We start from the raw sequence: 19779 nt of genomic DNA, 5'->3' as shown, positions 1-19779 counted from the left end.
AGTTAGGAGGAGTTGGGGCAAATGAAAGATACAGATGTCCTGGTCGTTTTTGGTACGAGGCCGGAAGCGATTAAGATGGCACCGTTAGTCAAAGCGCTGGAAGCTACACCCGGGCTGCGACCGGTCGTATGTGTAACAGCTCAGCACCGAGAGATGCTGGATCAAGTATTAGAAGTGTTCGATATTAAGCCGGATTTCGATCTCGATCTAATGAAGCCTGGTCAAAATCTTGCTGAACTTAGTGCTGCAGCCCTCCAAGGATTAAATGAAATTATCGCGAGCTCATCATGTGAGATGGTACTTGTTCATGGGGATACCACTACCGCTTTTATGGGCGCCTTAGCGGCTTACTATAATAAGGTTCCTGTAGGTCATGTTGAAGCTGGACTACGAACGTATGACAAATATGCGCCATATCCTGAAGAAATGAATCGTGAGTTCATTGGCAGAGTGGCAGATCTTCACTTTGCTCCAACGGTGACCTCTGCCTTGCAACTTGCCGCAGAGAATCGTTTTGCACACGTACATGTTACCGGAAATACAGTGATTGACTCCTTGCAATGGACGATTAAAGACAAATTCGATCATCCCCTGTTGCAGGAACTCGATTCGAATAAAAAATGGATCTTGCTGACGATGCACCGAAGAGAGAACTGGGGGGCACCGATGGAGGCCGTATTTCAGGCTGTAGCTAGAGTGGCAGAAGAGCGGGATGATGTCGAATTTATTTTCCCTGTTCATCCGAACCCAGCTATTGTTCGGTTAGCCGAGGAGTATCTAGGAGGCCGGGAACGGATTCATCTATGCAGTCCACTGGATGTAGTAGCGGCACATAACTTTATGGCACGGAGTCATTTCGTACTAACGGATTCAGGGGGGATTCAAGAAGAGGCGCCGTCGCTTGCTAAGCCGGTTCTTGTCCTGCGAGATAAGACCGAACGTCCCGAAGGTGTAGAAGCTGGAACCCTACGTTGTATCGGTACGAATAAGCGAAAAGTATATACGGAAATTGTGCGACTGCTGGATGATGATTCCATCTATCGTCTCATGTCTGAAGCGAGTAATCCTTATGGAGATGGCTACGCCTCAGAGCGAATTGCTCAAGCCGTGTTTGAGTTCCTTCATCCTTAGATAGAGCAATATTGAACTGAGCGCAGGGATATGATTCAATAGAATGAACGATGACTAGACAAAGGGGTGAGCAGGGTGAGGCCTTCCATATACGATGAGAATTTGGACATTGCTAGAGACAATATATTTCTACCCACGGATTTTCCATTGACGGCCTCCTCTACGCTTGGAGTTACCCCCTCGTTTCAGCGGCTGCATTGGCATCGAGAGCTTGAGATTAATTGGATTTTAAGCGGAAGTGGTATTTATGTAATTAATGGCCGAGAATATCCCTTCACGGAAGGGGATCTATTCCTCATCGATTCTGACGATCTTCACCGTGCTTATGAAGGTCAGGATTTAGAGATGGGTGTGGTAATGTTTGATCCCATTTTACTGGCACCTGCCCAGCGGTATGACCCTGAACTGCTTCGTCCTTTTCGGGATAATGAAGCTAGCTCCACAAGGTACATCTCATGTACCCACGAACGAAGTTCAGTGATGAGCAAGTATCTTCGGGAGATTTTGAACGAATATGTAGCGAAAAAACGCTCAAATCACTCCATTATTATGGGATTGTTACTTCAATTCCTTGCGGAAGTGAATCGATATTTCAGTACTACAGAGTTAATTGAAATGATGCCTAGTTGGCAGATTGAGCAGATGCGTTCAGTCATCGCCGCGATGGAAGAAGATTTGTCTCGACCATGGAATGTGAGAGACTTGGCAGAGCTCGTGCATCTGAGTCCCTCTCGGTTCAGTGCGTTATTCAGCCAAGTGGCAGGAAGTGCACCTTTGAATTATTTAGTTCAGCTTAGGCTAGCACATGCTGTGGAACTTCTAGAGAAGAGCGATGATTCAATACTATCAGTTGCTGCTACATGTGGATTTCGTAATTTGTCGAATTTTAACCGCTTATTTCGCAGAAATTATGGCATTTCTCCCTCAAAAATGCGCCATAGAGTGCAACAGGAACTATAATGTAAACTCAGTAGAATAGTATCAGTTCATAAGACTATTGCGGAAGAATGCAATAGTCTTTTTTGTGTACACTAAATGGTAGAAGGAGGGGGTAGCAGATGAATTACTATCTTGGAGTGGATGCGGGAGGAAGCAAGACCCACGCCCTCATTGTGAATGATCAAGGACACCTTCAAGGCCGAGGAGATACGGGCAACGGCAATCATCAGACCGGTCTTCAACAGGCAGAAGAAAATATAGCTTTAGCCTGCCGCTTGGCACTTGAAGAAGCCAAGTTGACACCAAAGGATATTCATTTCGCTTATTTTGGATTAGCGGGGGCTGATCGGGAACCGGATTTCGAAATTTTACGTCCAATGATTGGTTCACTAGGTTTTCCTAGACACAAAATAGCTTGTGATACGATGATCGCTATGCGAGCGGGGACCTCACGTTCTTATGGAGCCGTAATTATTAGTGGTACTGGATTTAATGCGGCTGCTCGCAATAGCGCTGGAGAAGAACTGCAATATGGTGGGTTCGGTTATCTCTTTGGAGACGGTCAGGGATCGGGTCGAAGTCTGGCTGACTTTGCCTTCCGTTCTGCGATTCGAGCTTGGGATGGGAGAGGTAGACCTACGATATTACAGCAAATGGTCTTAGATACAACAGAATTCGCTGATGTTCCTGCGATGTTGGATGCTGCACTAGATGATCGCTTTTCACCACCGCTTCATCTGGCAGAGCTTGTTTTTAAGGCTGCACAGCTTGGAGATGCATTATCTATTGATTATTTGTTAGAAGAAGGTCGTGAGCATGCCAATGCGGTGGGTGCATTAATTCGTCGATTAGGTATGGAGGAAGAAGCTTTTGAAGTGGTCTTAGGCGGAAGTGTTCTAGCTAAGAGTATGAATAATCCTATGATTGATGCGATTACTGAAGAATTGGGACGGATCGCTCCGAAGGCTTCGATTGTAAGAATTACGATGGATCCTGTAATGGGAGCCATATTAAGTGCCATGGATGCAGACAACCAACCGGCGAGTGACGAAGTGATGGCTACTTTACAGAATATAACAGTGTCAGACCAGAAAGGGGAAATTGTACATGAATAAGGGACAAGGACTCAAAATTGCTGTGATTGGTGGAGGATCTTCTTATACGCCCGAGCTAGTTGAAGGTTTGATTAAGGGATATGAGGACATGCCAGTTGCAGAACTTTGGCTGGTGGATATCGAGGAAGGCAAGCATAAGCTGGATATTGTAGGCAAATTAGCACAGCGCATGGTTCGCAAAGCGGGCATCCCTATGAAAGTTCATTTGACATTGAACCGCAGAGAAGCCATTGCTGGTGCAGATTTTGTGACGACGCAAATGCGTATCGGTCTACTTGAAGCGCGGAAGCAAGACGAGCATATTCCCATCCAACATGGGGTTGTAGGACAAGAGACTACAGGTCCCGGAGGCATGTTCAAGGCACTACGGACGATCCCGGTGATTCTGGACATCTGTCGTGACATTGAAGAGTTGGCTCCAGAAGCATGGATGCTTAATTTCACCAATCCAGCAGGTATGGTAACAGAAGCCGTAACAAAGTACTCTCGTGTGAAGACCGTAGGTTTGTGTAATTCTCCTATTAACTTTCAAAAGTTCCTTGCAGAAGAGTATGGGGTAGATGAAAAGCAAGTCTTGCCCGAATTTGTAGGCATTAATCATTTGCACTGGGTAACTTCTGCGCTGGTGAATGGGGAAGAGAAGCTTCCTGAGATTCTGGCAGGTGGTAAGCAGTATAGTGCCAAGAATGTACCGACCGTAGGCTGGGACCCCGAGTTCCTGCAATCCCTAGGCGCGGTACCGACATACTATCTGAAATATTATTATATGACGAACGAAATGTTCGACGAGATGAAAGAGTCTTTGGAGAAAGATGGTACGCGTGCTGACGTTGTGAGTCGGGTAGAGAAAGAACTATTCGAATTATATGCCGACGAGTCTCTCGAAGAAAAGCCAAAACAACTGGAACAACGCGGGGGAGCATATTACTCTGAAGCTGCAGTGAAATTGATGCGTTCATTGTACAAAGGGACCAATGATATTCAGACGCTGAATGTACCTAACGGCACTGTGTTTGATTTCTTGCCTGAGGATGCGAGCATTGAGATTAACTGCATTGTAACGGCTCAAGGGCCGATTCCATTGATGCCGAAGTATATTCCTGAACATATTAAAGGACTTCTCCATGCTGTGAAAAGCTACGAGAGTCTAGCCATCGATGCTGCAGTTAGTGGAGATCGCGGCTTAGCGCTGCAAGCCATGACCCATCATCCGTTAGTGCCTTCTGTAACGGTGGGTAAATTGCTACTGGATGAGATGCTGGAAGCACACAAGCCTTATCTACCTCGCTTTTTTGAAGAAGAAGAGCAGCAGTAAGACATAGAGAAGGCGCCCTTGGAGGGGCGTCTTTTTTTTGAATTTTTAACGCTTATCGCTGTAAGGATCCACAAGATCCTCTATCAATCGTACTCAAGTTCTTTTTCTTTCGGCTTGTACATGATATATTTTTTGTTGGAACGATGACTTCGGAAACCTAAGGAGAGACGATGGCATGATCAAACATATTGTATTGTTCAAATTGAAAGATGCTTCTACCGCAATAGTTGACCGTACACTTGAAGTGTTGCGAGAGCTGGACGGTAAAGTAGAACAACTGGTGGATATACAAGTAGGAGCCGATATCATTCACTCTGCGCGTTCATATGATATCGCATTAGTAGCTACTTTCGCTTCCCAAGAGGATTTGAACGGCTATCAAGTTCATCCTGAGCATCTCAAAGTTATTGAATATATGAATGAAGTTAGAGAATCTTCTATTGCTGTAGACTACGAATTTTAAGGAGTTCTTCCATGTATTATGTGAATCGGGAACAGATTGAGCGTAGATTACAAGTGTTACCGGATATTATTGAGATTTTGAAAAGTGCATCGGATCAGACAGATCATCTGCTCCTCCACCGTTATGCGGAAGAACGTGCGCTACATTTAGCTATAGAGGTCGTTACAGATGTAGGGAGTTATCTGATTGATGGGTTCATTATGCGGGATGCGAGTAGTTATGAAGATATCGTCGACATCATGTTAGATGAGCATGTCGTTCCGGAGGATATGGGGAACCTACTCATTCAGCTCGTTCGGCTGCGTCGACCTTTGGTGCAAGAATATTTTAGCTGGGACAAGGGTGGACTAGAATCATTAATGCACGTTTTGCCTGATGCATTAGCCGATTTTGCACATCGTATTCGCGTGTATTTGGATCAGGAATTGTCGCAATCTTAGAGGCAAGATGGTGGCAATCTTAGAGGATAGATGGTCGTAATCTTAGAGATGATGGATAAGTCCCACTACTGCAGCTTGGAGTAGGGGGGCTTTTTTATGCAATGTACATTGCTCCATTTTTAAATTCATTATTTTTTTGTTGTAATGTGTGTCAGGTCAAGCTCAGGCGGATTATAATACATCAACAATATAGGCATTCGCCCGGCTCGCGGGCATGGCCGATAGGAGAGATGAAGCATGAGCAAAAATCACTTTGTTTGGGGATCGATATTTGGCGGTGTTGTGGGTTCTGTGACCGCGTTACTCGTTGCTCCCAAAGCAGGCAAAGAACTTCGCACAAATATTGTAGTTCAGGCGCGGCAGGTAACAGATAAATCAAGGGCTGTAGCTGAAAAAGTAGGAGGACAGAGTACCGAACTTTATGGAAAAGCAAAACAAAAGACCCAAGGATTCGTAACGCGTGTGCAATCTTTTCGCTTGGGTAAAGGAGGCGTGAAAGACGTAGAAGAAGCGGTCGTATACGTCTCCTCCACGGGGAATGATCCAGCAAGTGTAGCCGATTTCACGCAGACTGAAGTGGATAAATTATAAATTAAATTATAAATGAATCTTTCAACCCTAGTGATAATTACAGAAGGCCCTTAGGGGCCTTTTTGCCTATTCATAAGGTTCTATTTGTTGTAGTACTGCGCAAATTGGGGTACTATTTAGGTACCCTTTATGATGCTGCATCATAAAGTACTTAAGAATAATTATCGGATTCATTCAACTATGAAACGAAAGAAAGCGGGATGTTCGTGCAACAAGCTATTGCAATACTAGATTCGGGTGTAGGAGGATTGACGGTGGCCAAGGAGGTCATGCGCCAACTTCCACGGGAGAAAGTTATTTATTTCGGAGATACTGCCCGTGCTCCTTACGGCCCCCGAACCCCGGAAGAAGTCCGCTTGTTCACCGAACAAATTGTGGATTATCTCATTCAATACAAGCCTAAGATGGTCGTGATTGCTTGTAATACGGCAACTGCTGCGGCCTTGGACTACATTGCTGATAAAATAAGCATTCCTGTCATCGGAGTGATTCGTCCAGGGGCGAGGGCAGCCATCAGCGCTACCAAGACCGGACATGTCGGTGTCATTGGTACCGCAGGTACGATCCAAAGTGAAGCTTATCCAGCGGCACTTCGAGAATTATCGCCTTTTATTGATGTTGTAAGTGATGCTTGTCCAACGCTTGTCCCCTTAGTAGAACAAGGGATGTTCGATTCCGTGGCTGCTCAGGCGGTCGTGCGAAAAGCGCTTATTGGAATCAAGAAGTTCAAAATCGATACGTTAATTCTCGGCTGTACCCATTATCCTTTCCTGCGTGATGCCATTCAAGAAGAGATGGGTCCGAAAGTGAAGCTGATTAGTTCAGCAGATGAGACGGCTCGTGAGATCAGCACCGTTCTTTATCAGAAAGGTCAGCTCGCCACAGCAGACGAGACACCCATTCACCAATTCTTTTGCAGCGGTGATGCAGAGATGTTCCAGTCCATAGCGCATAGTTGGCTTGGAGAACAGATAATGCTTACCCCTGTAGTATGGCAGTTCCCGGTATTATAGTGAGTAGTCTCCAGTCCTTAATATAAGGATGTGGGGACTCTTTTTATATATTCATCCACCATTTCTTGACATAGTCTGCACGTCCTTATTCATACGTTGAATTACGGGTGTAAGGAGGGCTATGAATGACTAACACACGACAAAGAAATGTAAGCATCGACGGGGATATCTACACGTTTGACATGATGATGCATCAGGTGTCTTTGTTAAGAAACACCTATCCCTGTATTCGGCAAGAAGTGATTGGTCACAGCGTATGTGGACGTCCAATCCTAGCTTTAGGCTTAGGTACAGGTTTACGAAAACTCCATGCCAATGCTTCAGTTCATGCGAACGAATGGATTACGACACCCATTTTACTGCAATTTGTTGAAGAATTGTCTTTTGCGAGTACCACCCATTGTGGAAGGTATGGAGACATAGCGCCTGTATGGTTAGACAAGAATACACTTTGGATCGTACCGATGGTCAATCCAGATGGAGTGAACCTCGTACAACAAGGGATAGAGGAAGGAAGCCTACTTGAACGAGAACTCATTTGCTGGAATGGAGGAAGTAGAGACTTTTCCAGGTGGAAAGCAAATATTCGTGGGGTAGACTTGAACGACCAATTCCCAGCCGGATGGGAAGAAGAGCGAATCCGAAGGGGACAAAAGGGTCCTGCATCTAAAGATTATGGCGGTAGTGCGGCATTGACCGAACCAGAGGCCATAGCACTATCCCATTTTACAATTCAGGAACAATTTGATGCGGTCCTGTCTCTCCATACGCAAGGTAAAGAGATCTACTGGAACTATCGAGACTGTGAACCTCCTGAAGCAGAAGAATGGGCTATGCGTTTAGGTAGAGTCTCGGGGTATCTTCCAGTGCAGCTAACCGACAGTGATGCTGGGTACAAAGACTGGTTCATTCAGTACTTCAGGAGGCCCGGATTCACGATTGAGGCAGGAGTAGGTGTGAATCCTCTGCCTGTGGAACAATTTGAACAAATGTATCAAGATATATCGAATCTTCTTGCAGAGTGGTTAACGATCTAAATTATTCAGGACATAAGGAAATGGGTATCCTACTTAGGTAAGCCATTTTTGATAAGAGGAGTGAACCATCATGAAATTACAAAAACTCTGGTCCGCTAAAAACTGGGCACATGTATTTCGGAGATTACCTCGATTGATGACCTCTTCGCAGATTCCATTAGGGGAGAAAATGTTGTTCCTTGTTCCCGCACTTTTATATTGGATCCTTCCCGATGCCATTCCATTTATGCCGCTGGATGATATTGCGGTAAGTATGATCTTAATGAATTGGTTCGTGAATCGGGCGGAGCGCAAATATCCTGTACTATGATCTGCTCCTTGCACTAGAGGAGTAGATTATTTACAATAAGCACTAGAACAAGCACTAGAGGAGCGAATGCTGATGAGTGTCAAAATTACCCGAAATGCTGCGAAAATAATTAAGTTAGAGCTCGAAAAGGAAGAGCATCAAGGCAAAGGATTATTGCTCAAAGTGTTCATTACCCATGCGCATGGAGATCATGCTCACTATGGGATGGATTTGGCCAAGCCTGAAGAGAAAGATCAGATCGTCTCTACTGACAAGGAGATCGACGTTATTATAGATCCTAACGAGCCATTACTTGATGGCGTAAAGATCGATTATCTATATTTCCCAGAGGAAGGGTTTGTAATTACGAATCCTTCAAAAGGAAACCACGGAGATCATTAATATTCTCGTACAGCTTCAATACAGCTCTATACAGGGCGTGTTCAGGTGGATCGCATGCGATCGATTTGAATGCGTCTTTTTTTTGCAATAGATTTCGTTTCACAAAGAGACTAAAAATACTTATACAGCATGAAGCATGGGCTATTTTGACTGTGTTCAATCTGTGTGCAATACTTCTACAGCTCTGGAGGAAGAGGAACAGTGTATCTTCTTGGTTATCATCGTTCGCAACAAAATTCATCAATGCTCGTCTAAACTTCTGAATTCCAAAAAAAGGAGGATGATAAAATGAAGTTTAATAAAACGGTAGTGTTTGGGATGCTGTTAGTTCTATTTGGATCTATCTTACCTAATCAGAGTTATGCAGCGGCTTCACAAGAAAAAACACCCATAATTCTTAAAATGAATGATTATTATGTAGCCTATACCTATCCTAAGGCTCCCTACGTGGATAAGAATAATAATCGTTTGATGCTTCCATTAAGATCTACAAGTGAGCTTTTGGGTGCTCAAGTCTCTTATGATCAAGCCTCACAATCTGCTTGGATGAAGCAAGGGAAGAACGTTGTGAAAATTAAACTAGGTAGCAAAAATGCCGTAGTCAATGGGAAGGACGTATCCATGGACACAGCACCTGTTATGGAAAAGGGATCGATGATTATACCTGCACGCGTGTTGTTCAATTCATTCTCTTATCGTGCCGTTGTCAGTCAGAATATAATACAGCTTAAGGATGAAAGATTATTGAGGCAGGGTCGCTTGAAGTATCTTTTAGATGATGATCGTGTAGCCATCTCGCGCACACTAAATCCGAGTGCATTTCAACCTTTGTACTACACATTATCTACGAATGTTCGCAATAAAATTACTGAAGTCATCTTTAATGTAGTTGCTAAAAATATATCTGGGGCCGATGTTCCAGAAGGACAAGAGAACCTATCTACCCTCATATATTTTGAACAAGGGAGCACACTGGATATCCCTTATTCTTCTGTAGACATTAAAGATAGAAAGAGACCTTCTGTGAAAAAAGATGCACAAATTACAAAGGATATTAGGTCAAAAGGCGGGATACAGATACAACCGAATCTACTTCAGTATATTTTAGTATCGGGCAGAACCATTTCACCTTGAATGTAGGCTGTGAATGGTACAAATATGTTAAATGTGAACGATCGGAACTAATTCGTACCCATTCTTTTTCAACTTTTTATCAAAAATATTGAGGTAATATCGAGATAACATATTGACTTAAAGCATCAACGTAAAACCATTAACGTAAAACCTTGAACCGAAACAAAAAGACCGCGATTATTCGCGGTCTTTTTGTTGATAAGACATGGCTTTCCCTAACTGTTCATTAAGCATTAGGAACAGGTGTGGGCTCGCCTTGCCACAGTTGCTGCATTTCTTCACAAGTATCTAGCAGTTCAGATAAAGAGCCCTCGGCCTCTATGCGGCCATCCTTCATCACAATAATGTGATCCGCTTGGGAAAGTGCCGCTCGGCGGTGAGACACAGCGATGCAGGTCATCTGCTGATCTTCAAATATCCGTCTCCATAAAGTATGTTCAGTTTCAACATTCAAGGCACTGGAAAGATCATCGAATAAGAACAGATCGGATTCGGTCTGGATCATTCGAGCTGTAGCCGCTCGTTGAATCTGCCCGCCAGATAACATAACCCCTCGGGGACCGACGAAGGTGTCCATCCCCTTTTCAAGATCGGCAATGTCTTTGTCCATGACTGCTAGCCGAATAGATCTGTCCAGAGTTGCACCACGATCTGGCTTGCCTAATAAAATATTTTCTTTGAGTGTATCACTGAACAAGCGCGGGACTTGCGGTGTAAAAGCTGTTCTAGGAGGAATCAGAAAGGTTGCAGGGTCGATCGCCCGTCCATTCCATAATACATTTCCTTCTGATTTCTCTAACAGCCCTAGCAGTGTCCGGATAAGTGTGGATTTACCGGAACCTACTCTACCCGTAATGACGAGGAATTGTCCACGTTCTAGCTTGAAATGAATATCCTTGATCCCATGTGTAGATTGGGGATACATATAGGAGAGTCCTTTAACTTCTAAGGTTCTCAGTTGGTCTTCTGGGAAATGAATTGGTGCTAGAGACTCGGGTGGTTCCTCATTCAGATACACTGGACTCGGGTGTATGATCTGATCTTCCTCCCCCGGACGGAACAGAATTCGCATGCGATCCAGAGATATTTTTAGCCGTTTATGCTGGAAGATCATAAATCCAAATAGGGAAATGCTGTAGGAAAAATTCGTCAGATATGATGTGAACAGGGCGAAGTCACCTACCGTAAATTGACCTGCGCGCATTTGTGATGCACACATCAGCAGAATAATACCTGTGCAAATGCTTAAAATGTGCTGATTCAAGGATTGCATCCATTGCTTGAAAAAGTTGTCTTTGAGTGCCGCACCTCTTCGGGCCTCATTCAGATCGGTGAATCTGGCGTGGACATGGTCCTCGGCCTGACCTAATTTAAGAGCTTGGACTGCACCGAACGATTCTGCGATGAACCCGGTAATTTTACCTGTAGCTTCTCGGTTTTTTTGAGCATAGGTTCGTGCTCGATTACCTGACAAATTGTTCATAATGGTGACGAGTACAAGAGGGAGAACCGCAGTCAGGGTAATCCAAAGATTAATTCGGGCCATGATGATGAGAGAGATGACAGAAAAAGCAAAACGTCCCCATACATCTACCCAAGATTCTACATATTCTACGACCTCACTAACATCTTCCCGAAAACGACTGACAGCTTCTCCGGGGGAGGCGGGTAAATTACGTCCCGGCCATCGCATAATCCCTTTGAGCATATTGGTACGAAGTATAGCTTCAATATGATAGATATAGGTGACCCATTGAAAGAAGGCAATGAAGAATACACTAACACGTAGAAATCTTATGAGTGCTATGAACACCAAGGGTGCCGCGAGCCATAGGTACTGATGTGATTCTGTAGCAACCCGATCAAAAAACCACTGAATGCCAAGGCCAGTAAATAGAGGTAAGGCGTGAAACACACCCCATAATAGCCCGTTGATTAGCGCTAGGGGTATGTTGTAGTTCAATAATCTTCGCATAAAAAGGGATACACTCATGCTAATTCCTCCTCTTCGCCGGTCTGAATCAGCTTCGCATAAGCTGAAGAAGGATCAAGAGCAAGTAGCTCTCGCTTACCGAATTCTACAATACGGCCATCTCGAAGGACCATAATGTGATCGACCGTATCTAAGGTAGCTAATCGATGCGCAATGATAATTCCCGTACACTCGCTCATCAATTGATGTACAGCAGACTGCAGCAAGGCTTCTGTCGCAGCATCGAGGCGCGATGAAGGCTCATCTAGAATAACAAGGCTGGGTTTAGTTAAAAATACGCGGGTCAAGGCGAAGAGCTGGGCTTCCCCCGCAGAAAGAGAGGCGCCTCCTGCGGATAGATGCGTATCCAGCCCTTGAGGTTGAGCGTCAATCCATACCCGGAGACCAAGTCTAGCCGTCGTAGCTAAAATATTTTCATCTGTAATAAGGGGATTAAATAACGTCAGATTGTCTCGTAAGGACCCATCGAATAATTGAACATCTTGGGTAACCATACCCATTCGTCGATAGAGGGTTTGAAGTTTGAGGTCTTGGATATCCATGCCTCCTATACGAATGGAACCACTGTCAATATTGTACAGACGTAGTAGGACACGGCTTAAGCTGGATTTCCCACTACCTGTTCTGCCGATGATTCCTAATCGCTCGCCAGGATTCAAAGTGAAGTTAATATCGTGGAGTACCGGCTTATCGATGTTGTAGCTGAAATGTACATGCTCGAATTCAAGTCCTAATGCACCAGCAGGAAGATCGTCTTTTGTCCCATTTATAATCGGACTCTGTAGAGCCAATAATTCTCTAGCGCGAAGCATACCGGATTTCGCTTTCTGGAATTCTTGAACCTGATCTCCAAGGCGTTCAATAGGATCATTTAACATCTGTGTATACTGGAAGATGAGGAACAATGTCCCTATGGAGATCTGACCGAGAGTGTAATAACGAACACCCATGATGAGCACGACCGTAACAGCGATCGCAAATAAAATAACCGTAGTGTTCCAAGGAACAATCCGAAGCATCCAAGCCCGCCGACCTTTGAGGTAGACGTTACGCATTTCGCGGTGAAATCTTTTCATGACGTAAGGTACATTCCCATTCGCTTGAACATCTTCGATACCTGCAATACGTTCTTCGATCAATCCAAATAAGGTGGCATTTGCTTCACGTTCGGCTTTGGAAGAGCTTACCCCTAAATTTCGAATGATGAACATAACCGTGAGGGAGCTCAAAGTGAAGAGTGTCATCGCAATGGCAATGGGCCAATGTGTAGTGAACATAAAGCCTAGGATTCCAACTAACAGAATAAAACTGCTGATGACCTGTATGATGAACATAGAGAAAAAATTCGACATATTCGTAACATCACCATCGATACGTTCTATCATTTCCCCAGGTGTCTTCATATTATGAAATCGCATATCTAAGCGCAGACAATGTCGAAGTAGATCACCGCGAAGCTGATTGGTTGCTCTCCACGATACATCATTTCCTAAATAGCTTACGGCAAGCGTGAATAATTGATTTAGAACGGCTACGGCAAGATACATACCAGCAAGCGTGAATAAATCGGCTACAATGCCTGCAACATGAGCCTTGTCGATGAATCGTTGCACGATCTGTGGTTGGACGAGCTGCATAGCTACAGAACTGAGTACCAGCAATAATAAAATGATCAATCGCCCTAGTACAGGGCGAAGGTATCGAAATAACCAATATATGGATAGTTTCTGTTGAGCCATAGTCTTCCCCCTAAGTAAACCTGATCTGTATGTATTCATTCATTTAGTCCTATGCAGTTTGCCGGAAAATTGACCTATGGGCAAAAATGGGAAATCATATATATCATACCTTAATTTAGGTTAGTGAGTTAATAAAAAATAATTATATTTGTTCCGATAAGGAGCTTACTTCCATCGCAGAACCGTTGATTAACAACCTTAGTTAGGTTACAATACGGGTATTATAGTCTCGTAGTTAAGGTCTAGTGTGCATAAGATCTAATGAATATACAGATAGGCTCAATAAGCTACAGAAGAAGGGAAAATCATGGCTAACGATATACGTGTATGCGATAAATGCAATTTTGTCAGGTTGAAGACATTTGTGCCTAAGTTACAGAAGATGGCTCCGGATGCAGAGATCAAAGTTGGGTGTAAATCCTACTGTGGCCCTTGCGGGAAGCGGGCCTTTGTATATGTGAATGGACGTTATATCAGTGCACCTACCGAGGATGAAGTGATCGCAAAGGCTGAACCTTTTGTGAAAAAAGCGCGGTCTTAATCAAAATACACATCCTTATATACGTGCAGGTACAAAAAGACACATCTCTAATTTAGCAGATAAGTACTTTAGTACAATCAACAAAAAGCACTTCTCATTATAGAGATGTGCTTTTTTTGCTGTGCTTTTTGATGTGCTTTTAATGATTCTTTGAAGTGTTAGGGAGTGGCGGTCTAAGGTGCTGGAGTCCATTTTCGAATCAAGTCGTACTCAATCGTCTTATCCGAATAATCCAGTTGTTGTTTGGCCTTTGTATAACCAGCCCGTGCTCGTTCTACATCGGTAGGTTGGCGCGTGGCTAGATCATAACAGACTCCATGCTCAAAAATACCATCTGCCGAAGGCATATACAGAATTGTACCGTCCGTGAATGCTCCAGATCTTAATACAACAAAACGTGGATTTGAGTGAAACAGATCATTTCCCATCATGGCAAATTCTTGTGAAGGAATACCGAGTAGATGCAACAATGAAGGTGCCATATCTAATTGGCCTCCAGGTCTCAAGTCCATGCCTTTGATTTTACTGTCGGGTACATGGATGAGTAATGGAACTTGATTCATAATTTGCTCCATATCCAGCTCGTTCAAGCTTCGTCCAAGAAATTTTTCGTAGTAAGTCTTATCCGGAATGGAATTGTCATGGTCTCCGTAAATATAGAGTATCGAGCGATCCCACAGCCCGTCTTGCTTAAGTTGTTCTACCATCTGGCCTAAGGCTTCATCCACGTAATGGACGGCTTGAAGATAGTTCCCAAATATAGTCCCTTGGAATTCGCCTACGTTGAGTTCCTGCACTTGCTCAGGTAGCGTATAGGGGTGATGGCTAGAAAGCGTTATCAAAAAAGAATAGAAGGGCGCGCTCCCTGCATGTTCTTGATTGATTTTCATCTTATTGATGGACTGATGAAGGAAAGACTTATCCCCTAAAGACCATCCCAGTGGTTCATCGAGGGTGAAGTCTTTTTTGCTGTAAAATTGATCGTATCCAAAAGCCTTATATACCGTATAGCGATTCCAAAAGCTGCTTTCATAGGCATGAAAAGCGGCGGTCTGGTAGCCGTTATCTTTTAAAATTTGTGGCAGCACATTATAAGTATGATCTGGGTACCTGGTGAAGACAGAGCCTGTGGGAAGCGGGTGTAAGGAGGACTGAGAGGAAAAGTCTGCATCCGATGTTCTTCCCTGACCTGTCTGATGATAGTAATTTGGCATATACAGGCTATCTTTCATTAACTGATTGAAGTGAGGCGTGATTTCCTGTCCACCAATCTTTTGGCCAATCATGAAATTCATAAAGGCTTCGACCTGGACAACGATGACATTACTCCCTTTGTAGGCGCCATAAGAAGCGGTGGGGGAACTAGGAGTCTCCGATCTGAGTATGCCCGCATTAGCGTACCAAGCTTGAACCCGAGACATCTGTTCTGAATTCAGCTTCTTCTGCGGTCCCCAATGCCCCACAGCATAGTTATAAGTGTCATGCGCGTGGAATCCAAGCAGCCCCGTTACATTATATAGCGCTAGATTCCACCAATTTCCTGTAAGTAGGCCCGCCGCCCAAGTTGTCGTGTAGTGGCGAATTGGAAATATAGTGAGCCCCAGCCCCAGCAGACAGACAAGTAGGCCCGATGATAGCCTTTTCATAGTGCGGCGCAGAAAAGAGACTCTAACCCATGAAGATTCAAGGTAAGAGGAAAGTCGAATCGTATTTTTTCTACCCAAGGTGATGAATAGCATTGGAAGGTACAAGAGCCAATCGATTACAAACCAGAGATCGGTCCATCGCAGTAATGAGCGTATGCTTCCGCCAAGTTCTCCTACCTGTCCTACTTGGAATAATACCGGAATAGTGATGAAATCTCCGAAGTAGCGGTAATAGACGAGATCGGAGTAGATTAGGGCAGTAAGCGCTAAGTTAAGCAGAATTAACGCGGTGGTGCGGCCTTTTCTGGGTAACCACCAAGTCCAAAATGAAGCCAGCATGAGAGAACCTATCGCAATGATGTAATCCAGTCGGTTCATATCAATATTCTGGGCATGCAGATGGGCGTGCATATAACCTAGCTTCCAAGTCATGGTGGCCAGGAAAAGTACATAAAGCGCTAGGGGATGCTGCAGCATCTTTTTAAGAAGTGAGGTGAATCGGTTACGTGTAGCATTCATGAGAGGTGTTCATCCCTTTCCGCCATGCAGAACAAAACCCCCGCCTTAGCGGCGTGGGGGTAGAGGTCCGAGGAACTGAAGATATTGACATTCAATCCGTCCATTAAATAGCTTGCGTCGTTTGTCTGCTTTGCGGTGGAACTCATGTTCAAATTGTGGCGTTGGGGTGATGGCGAAAAATGACCATGTGGGCATCCCAGCGGCTACACGGCCGAGCTGAGCAATGAGCTTACGTATCTCTTTCTCTTCACCGATCCGTTCACCATAAGGCGGATTCGTAATCATGCATCCGTATTCACCTTCAGGTACGATGCTTGCAGCGGGCTGACGTGTGAATGTAATTTCATTCCCAAGTCCTGCACTCTTTGCGGCCGCCATAGCAATCTCAATGGCCTCGCTATCGATGTCACTGCCGGCAATATTCAGAGGGATGTCATCTCGCACCGCATCATAAGCCTCTTCGCGTGCTTGTTCCCATAATTCCTCACCAATGACGGGCCATGGTTCGGAATTAAAAGTACGACGTAGACCCGGTGCAATGTTCCAGCCAATTAAAGCGGCTTCAATAGGCAGAGTACCTGATCCGCAGCATGGATCATAGAAAGGACGGGAAGGATTCCAGCGGCTTAACAGAATTAAGGCAGCGGCCATGGTCTCTTTGAGCGGTGCTTCGGTTGCATGTTTGCGATAGCCGCGTTTGTGAAGTGCAGGTCCAGTTGTATCAAGGGTTAGCAGTGCTTTATCATTGAGCATAATGACTTCAATGACGTACCTTGGACCTGTTTCTTCGAACCATTCCGTATCATACGACTCTTTTAACTTCTCTACGATGGCTTTCTTCACAATCCCTTGGCATGCGGGTACACTGCTGAGTTGAGATTTGTGAGAACGACCTTCTACGGGGAATTCACCATGTGCAGGAATCCAGTCCTGCCAAGGAAGTGCCTTGGTTCCTTCAAAGAGTTCATCAAACGTAAAAGCATCGAACTCACCCATCTTAATCAGTACGCGGTCAGAAGTACGTAACCACAGGTTACAGCGGCAGATATCAATATAGTCACCCGTAAAGTTAACTCGTCCATTTTCTGTGCGAGTATCCTCGTATCCGAGATCTTTGAGTTCACGCGCGACAACGGCTTCAAGCCCCATCGGCGCAGTGGCGATCAATTGTAGTGGTCCTGGCAAGTTGGTATCAGCTCCATTTGGGAAAGTAACATGTCAGCATGGGCTCCCCTGTGGACTTGTAGCGATTCATGAAAAGTCCTACAATGAGAAGGGCCTATCCCTAGGGGAAAAGGGCTTTTGTGCCGAGATCCTGCTTATAAATGTTCATTCCATATAGTATAGGCGAATGTTCAAGAACATACAATTCGTTTTACCCATAGAAAGGAGAGAGAAGAATGACGACACCAGAACAATATAGCGAAGAACTGTATGCAGAGGATGAAGTGCTTGGACGAGTCAAAGCTTCTATTGCAGCGGCAGGGATACAAGATGTATCTATTGCTCCAGGGTATGGACGTCTATTGACTTTGCTTGTGACCACCTCCTGTACGACACATGCCTTAGAGATTGGAGCGCTTGGTGGATACAGCGGAATCTGTATCGCAAGAGGACTGGTACCCGGAGGAACGATTACTTCGTTGGAAATTTCGGAGGACAACGCGAGACTTGCGGGTCATAATATGGAGGAAGCGGGTTTTGGAAAGAACGTGAACTATATGATCGGGCCCGCACTAGAAAGTCTAGATCAGCTTCAAGCGGAAGGCAAACGGTTTGATTTCTTTTTCATCGATGCAGATAAAGAGAATTATGCCCATTATTTGGAGCGAGCCATACAACTAGCGAATCCGGGGGCTATTATCGCTGGAGATAATACATTGCTGCGAGGAAGAACCTTAAATGCTGAGAAAAATGGACCCTCCGTAGTGGCGATGCGTAAGTTTAATGAAATGATCGCCACCGATGAGCGTCTACTCAGCACATTTTTGCCTGCCTTTGATGGGCTGGCTCTTGCTCTTGTGAAATAGAACTTATTCCATGATTTCATGAATCCATTAAAAAGCATCCTCAGTCTCACAAGAGACAAGGATGCCTTTTTGACGTGGTTGAACAACTTCTTATCTAGGTCTTTATTGAAAATTGGGCGTCTTTCTGTGTTTATATAACTTGGCGCGAACCCATACCGTATTCAGTAGAAGCAATACACCTGAGATGATAAAAATTCCTTCAATACCGATATAACCCGATAGGAACCCACCAATGAGCGCTCCCATCATGTTACCCAAAGCAAGTGTACTGCTGTTGAATCCAAAAGCTCTGCTCTCCATTCCATCGGGCGTATAAGAGCGGATCAGGGCATTCACGCTGGGTAATAGTCCCCCCATGCAGATCCCCATAAGAAAGCGAATGAAGATAAGCTGCCATACCGTATGAACAAAAGCTTGAGGAATTAGGGTAAGCGCTGTACCGAGCAGGGCAAAGGTCAAGATGCGATGTGCCCCAATCTTATCGCTATATCTTCCGAGAATGGGGGAGGTGATCATATTAGATAATCCTGTAATGGCACTGACAAAGCCTGCCCAGAAGCTAAGATTGATTACGGATCCATGCAGTTTCTCTACATATAGCGGCAGGACGGACATGGGACTAAGCATGGCGAATTGAAGTAAGAACGTCACGGCGAACAGGGCGAGTAACTGCGGTGTTTTGCTGAGTTCTCGAAATCCGGCTAGCACCGAGATTTGCTTCGTATGTGCGGCTTCTTCTCGGTCAAAGTTCTCGCGGACCAAGAATAAAGCGAGTAGAGAAGCCATGAGGAGTAAGAAGCCGGTGATATAAAAAATGGGACGGAAACCGACGATGTCTGCCAGCAAACCACCGATTAAGGGCCCAAGTATCGTACCGGCTACGGTGCCAGACTGCATCGTGCCCATAGCAAAGCCCATACGATCTTTGGGTGTTGTTCCCGAGACGAGGGCAATGGCGGCTGGATTAAAACCTGAGATGACGCCATTCAGTAGTCTTAGGGCAAGCAGCATCCAAGGGGTCGTCGCAAATCCCATTAATGTAATTACGATGGCCATCCCGAAACCTGAACGCAGTAACATAATTTTACGTCCATATTTATCAGCTAATTTCCCCCATAGCGGTTGGAATATAAACGAGGTAGCAAAATTGGCAGCAAAGATGGCTCCTGCCCATAACCCCAGTTCTTTCTCTCCATGTACATTCAAGTTGGTTGCGAGATACAGCGCTAGGAACGGGGTAATCATGGTCATCCCTGCATTGACTAGAAATTGACCAAACCAAAGGACAATTAAGTTGACTTTCCATGTACTCAAAGTTGTTCACTCCTTCAGTTCCAGACATCTGTTGCTTCGTAGTAGTTGCTTCCTATTGCTTGATGATAAGTTAATGAAACATTATATCATAATTTAAATAGGTCACAAATGTCGTATTATTCATGGGA

General features: G+C 44.7%; 19 protein-coding genes. 14 read left to right on the top strand and 5 right to left on the bottom strand.

Features of this window, described 5'->3' with window-relative positions; all coding sequences use genetic code 11:
* Positions 1-21: 21 nt before the first annotated feature.
* From wecB to J2Z69_RS11565, 12 genes are all read left to right on the top strand, one after another.
* Entirely contained in the window at positions 22-1131 is a 1110-nt protein-coding gene (gene wecB / locus J2Z69_RS11620) for a non-hydrolyzing UDP-N-acetylglucosamine 2-epimerase (protein ID WP_209862463.1), read from the top strand.
* Positions 1132-1206: 75 nt separating this feature from the next.
* Positions 1207-2091 (top strand): helix-turn-helix domain-containing protein, encoded by an 885-nt coding sequence (locus J2Z69_RS11615; protein WP_342591583.1) that lies wholly within the window; start codon positions 1207-1209, stop codon positions 2089-2091.
* 98 nt (positions 2092-2189) lie between these two features.
* The gene (locus tag J2Z69_RS11610) at positions 2190-3185 is read left to right on the top strand and encodes an N-acetylglucosamine kinase (protein WP_209862461.1); all 996 of its coding nucleotides are present in this window, start codon (positions 2190-2192) and stop codon (positions 3183-3185) included.
* Complete coding sequence (locus J2Z69_RS11605; RefSeq protein ID WP_209862458.1) at positions 3178-4500, top strand: 6-phospho-beta-glucosidase; 1323 nt, start codon at positions 3178-3180, stop codon at positions 4498-4500. The genes J2Z69_RS11610 and J2Z69_RS11605 overlap by 8 nt, the downstream gene beginning before the upstream one ends.
* 175 nt (positions 4501-4675) lie before the next feature.
* Positions 4676-4963: a Dabb family protein gene (locus tag J2Z69_RS11600; protein ID WP_209862456.1), complete on the top strand. Its 288-nt coding sequence runs from the start codon at positions 4676-4678 to the stop codon at positions 4961-4963.
* Positions 4964-4974: 11 nt separating this feature from the next.
* On the top strand, positions 4975-5403 hold the full coding sequence (locus J2Z69_RS11595) for a DUF86 domain-containing protein (protein WP_209862453.1): 429 nt from the start codon (positions 4975-4977) through the stop codon (positions 5401-5403).
* A gap of 237 nt (positions 5404-5640) precedes the next feature.
* The gene (locus tag J2Z69_RS11590; protein WP_209862450.1) at positions 5641-5994 is read left to right on the top strand and encodes a YtxH domain-containing protein; all 354 of its coding nucleotides are present in this window, start codon (positions 5641-5643) and stop codon (positions 5992-5994) included.
* Positions 5995-6194: 200 nt separating this feature from the next.
* Complete coding sequence (gene racE / locus J2Z69_RS11585) at positions 6195-7007, top strand: glutamate racemase (protein ID WP_209862448.1); 813 nt, start codon at positions 6195-6197, stop codon at positions 7005-7007.
* 125 nt (positions 7008-7132) lie between these two features.
* Complete coding sequence (locus J2Z69_RS11580) at positions 7133-8044, top strand: M14 family metallopeptidase (protein ID WP_209862445.1); 912 nt, start codon at positions 7133-7135, stop codon at positions 8042-8044.
* 70 nt (positions 8045-8114) lie between these two features.
* Entirely contained in the window at positions 8115-8354 is a 240-nt protein-coding gene (locus tag J2Z69_RS11575; protein ID WP_209862442.1) for a hypothetical protein, read from the top strand.
* A 72-nt stretch (positions 8355-8426) separates the two neighbouring features.
* On the top strand, positions 8427-8735 hold the full coding sequence (locus J2Z69_RS11570; RefSeq protein WP_209862439.1) for an iron-sulfur cluster assembly accessory protein: 309 nt from the start codon (positions 8427-8429) through the stop codon (positions 8733-8735).
* Between the two features lie 288 nt (positions 8736-9023).
* Entirely contained in the window at positions 9024-9869 is an 846-nt protein-coding gene (locus J2Z69_RS11565; RefSeq protein WP_209862435.1) for a stalk domain-containing protein, read from the top strand.
* Between the two features lie 226 nt (positions 9870-10095).
* On the opposite strand, the gene J2Z69_RS11560 is transcribed toward J2Z69_RS11565, so the two are convergent.
* Together J2Z69_RS11560 and J2Z69_RS11555 are read right to left on the bottom strand one after the other, a co-directional pair.
* Positions 10096-11862, bottom strand: coding sequence for an ABC transporter ATP-binding protein (locus tag J2Z69_RS11560; protein ID WP_209862433.1), 1767 nt, complete (start codon positions 11860-11862; stop codon positions 10096-10098).
* Positions 11859-13601 (bottom strand): ABC transporter ATP-binding protein, encoded by a 1743-nt coding sequence (locus J2Z69_RS11555; protein WP_209862430.1) that lies wholly within the window; start codon positions 13599-13601, stop codon positions 11859-11861. The genes J2Z69_RS11560 and J2Z69_RS11555 overlap by 4 nt, the downstream gene beginning before the upstream one ends.
* A gap of 307 nt (positions 13602-13908) precedes the next feature.
* Here J2Z69_RS11555 and J2Z69_RS11550 point away from each other — a divergent pair, with 307 nt between their 5' ends.
* The gene (locus tag J2Z69_RS11550; RefSeq protein ID WP_209862427.1) at positions 13909-14142 is read left to right on the top strand and encodes a YuzB family protein; all 234 of its coding nucleotides are present in this window, start codon (positions 13909-13911) and stop codon (positions 14140-14142) included.
* Between the two features lie 173 nt (positions 14143-14315).
* Here J2Z69_RS11550 and J2Z69_RS11545 read toward each other — a convergent pair whose 3' ends face one another.
* Together J2Z69_RS11545 and J2Z69_RS11540 are read right to left on the bottom strand one after the other, a co-directional pair.
* Positions 14316-16307, bottom strand: coding sequence for an LTA synthase family protein (locus J2Z69_RS11545; RefSeq protein ID WP_209862425.1), 1992 nt, complete (start codon positions 16305-16307; stop codon positions 14316-14318).
* 45 nt (positions 16308-16352) lie between these two features.
* A complete protein-coding gene (locus J2Z69_RS11540; protein WP_209862421.1) occupies positions 16353-17492 on the bottom strand; it encodes a THUMP domain-containing class I SAM-dependent RNA methyltransferase in 1140 nt (379 codons plus the stop codon).
* A gap of 215 nt (positions 17493-17707) precedes the next feature.
* On the opposite strand from J2Z69_RS11540, the gene J2Z69_RS11535 reads away from it, so the two are divergent.
* Positions 17708-18337 (top strand): O-methyltransferase, encoded by a 630-nt coding sequence (locus tag J2Z69_RS11535; protein ID WP_209862418.1) that lies wholly within the window; start codon positions 17708-17710, stop codon positions 18335-18337.
* Between the two features lie 102 nt (positions 18338-18439).
* Here J2Z69_RS11535 and J2Z69_RS11530 read toward each other — a convergent pair whose 3' ends face one another.
* Entirely contained in the window at positions 18440-19651 is a 1212-nt protein-coding gene (locus tag J2Z69_RS11530) for an MFS transporter (RefSeq protein WP_209862415.1), read from the bottom strand.
* Positions 19652-19779 lie beyond the last annotated feature (128 nt).

It is taken from the genome of Paenibacillus shirakamiensis (assembly GCF_017874255.1).
Taxonomy (GTDB): domain Bacteria; phylum Bacillota; class Bacilli; order Paenibacillales; family Paenibacillaceae; genus Fontibacillus; species Fontibacillus shirakamiensis.
Note: the sequence above shows the minus strand (reverse complement) of the source record. Positions and strands in the feature narration are given on the sequence as shown.

Excerpts from the sequence above, each read along its gene's own strand:
- wecB (WP_209862463.1), top strand. The coding sequence starts at position 22 with ATGAAAGATACAGATGTCCTGGTCGTTTTTGGTACGAGGCCGGAAGCG.
- J2Z69_RS11610 (WP_209862461.1), top strand. The coding sequence starts at position 2,190 with ATGAATTACTATCTTGGAGTGGATGCGGGAGGAAGCAAGACCCACGCC.
- J2Z69_RS11605 (WP_209862458.1), top strand. The coding sequence starts at position 3,178 with ATGAATAAGGGACAAGGACTCAAAATTGCTGTGATTGGTGGAGGATCT.
- J2Z69_RS11600 (WP_209862456.1), top strand. The coding sequence starts at position 4,676 with ATGATCAAACATATTGTATTGTTCAAATTGAAAGATGCTTCTACCGCA.
- J2Z69_RS11595 (WP_209862453.1), top strand. The coding sequence starts at position 4,975 with ATGTATTATGTGAATCGGGAACAGATTGAGCGTAGATTACAAGTGTTA.
- J2Z69_RS11590 (WP_209862450.1), top strand. The coding sequence starts at position 5,641 with ATGAGCAAAAATCACTTTGTTTGGGGATCGATATTTGGCGGTGTTGTG.
- racE (WP_209862448.1), top strand. The coding sequence starts at position 6,195 with ATGTTCGTGCAACAAGCTATTGCAATACTAGATTCGGGTGTAGGAGGA.
- J2Z69_RS11580 (WP_209862445.1), top strand. The coding sequence starts at position 7,133 with ATGACTAACACACGACAAAGAAATGTAAGCATCGACGGGGATATCTAC.
- J2Z69_RS11575 (WP_209862442.1), top strand. The coding sequence starts at position 8,115 with ATGAAATTACAAAAACTCTGGTCCGCTAAAAACTGGGCACATGTATTT.
- J2Z69_RS11570 (WP_209862439.1), top strand. The coding sequence starts at position 8,427 with ATGAGTGTCAAAATTACCCGAAATGCTGCGAAAATAATTAAGTTAGAG.
- J2Z69_RS11565 (WP_209862435.1), top strand. The coding sequence starts at position 9,024 with ATGAAGTTTAATAAAACGGTAGTGTTTGGGATGCTGTTAGTTCTATTT.
- J2Z69_RS11560 (WP_209862433.1), bottom strand. The coding sequence starts at position 11,862 with ATGAGTGTATCCCTTTTTATGCGAAGATTATTGAACTACAACATACCC.
- J2Z69_RS11555 (WP_209862430.1), bottom strand. The coding sequence starts at position 13,601 with ATGGCTCAACAGAAACTATCCATATATTGGTTATTTCGATACCTTCGC.
- J2Z69_RS11550 (WP_209862427.1), top strand. The coding sequence starts at position 13,909 with ATGGCTAACGATATACGTGTATGCGATAAATGCAATTTTGTCAGGTTG.
- J2Z69_RS11545 (WP_209862425.1), bottom strand. The coding sequence starts at position 16,307 with ATGAATGCTACACGTAACCGATTCACCTCACTTCTTAAAAAGATGCTG.
- J2Z69_RS11535 (WP_209862418.1), top strand. The coding sequence starts at position 17,708 with ATGACGACACCAGAACAATATAGCGAAGAACTGTATGCAGAGGATGAA.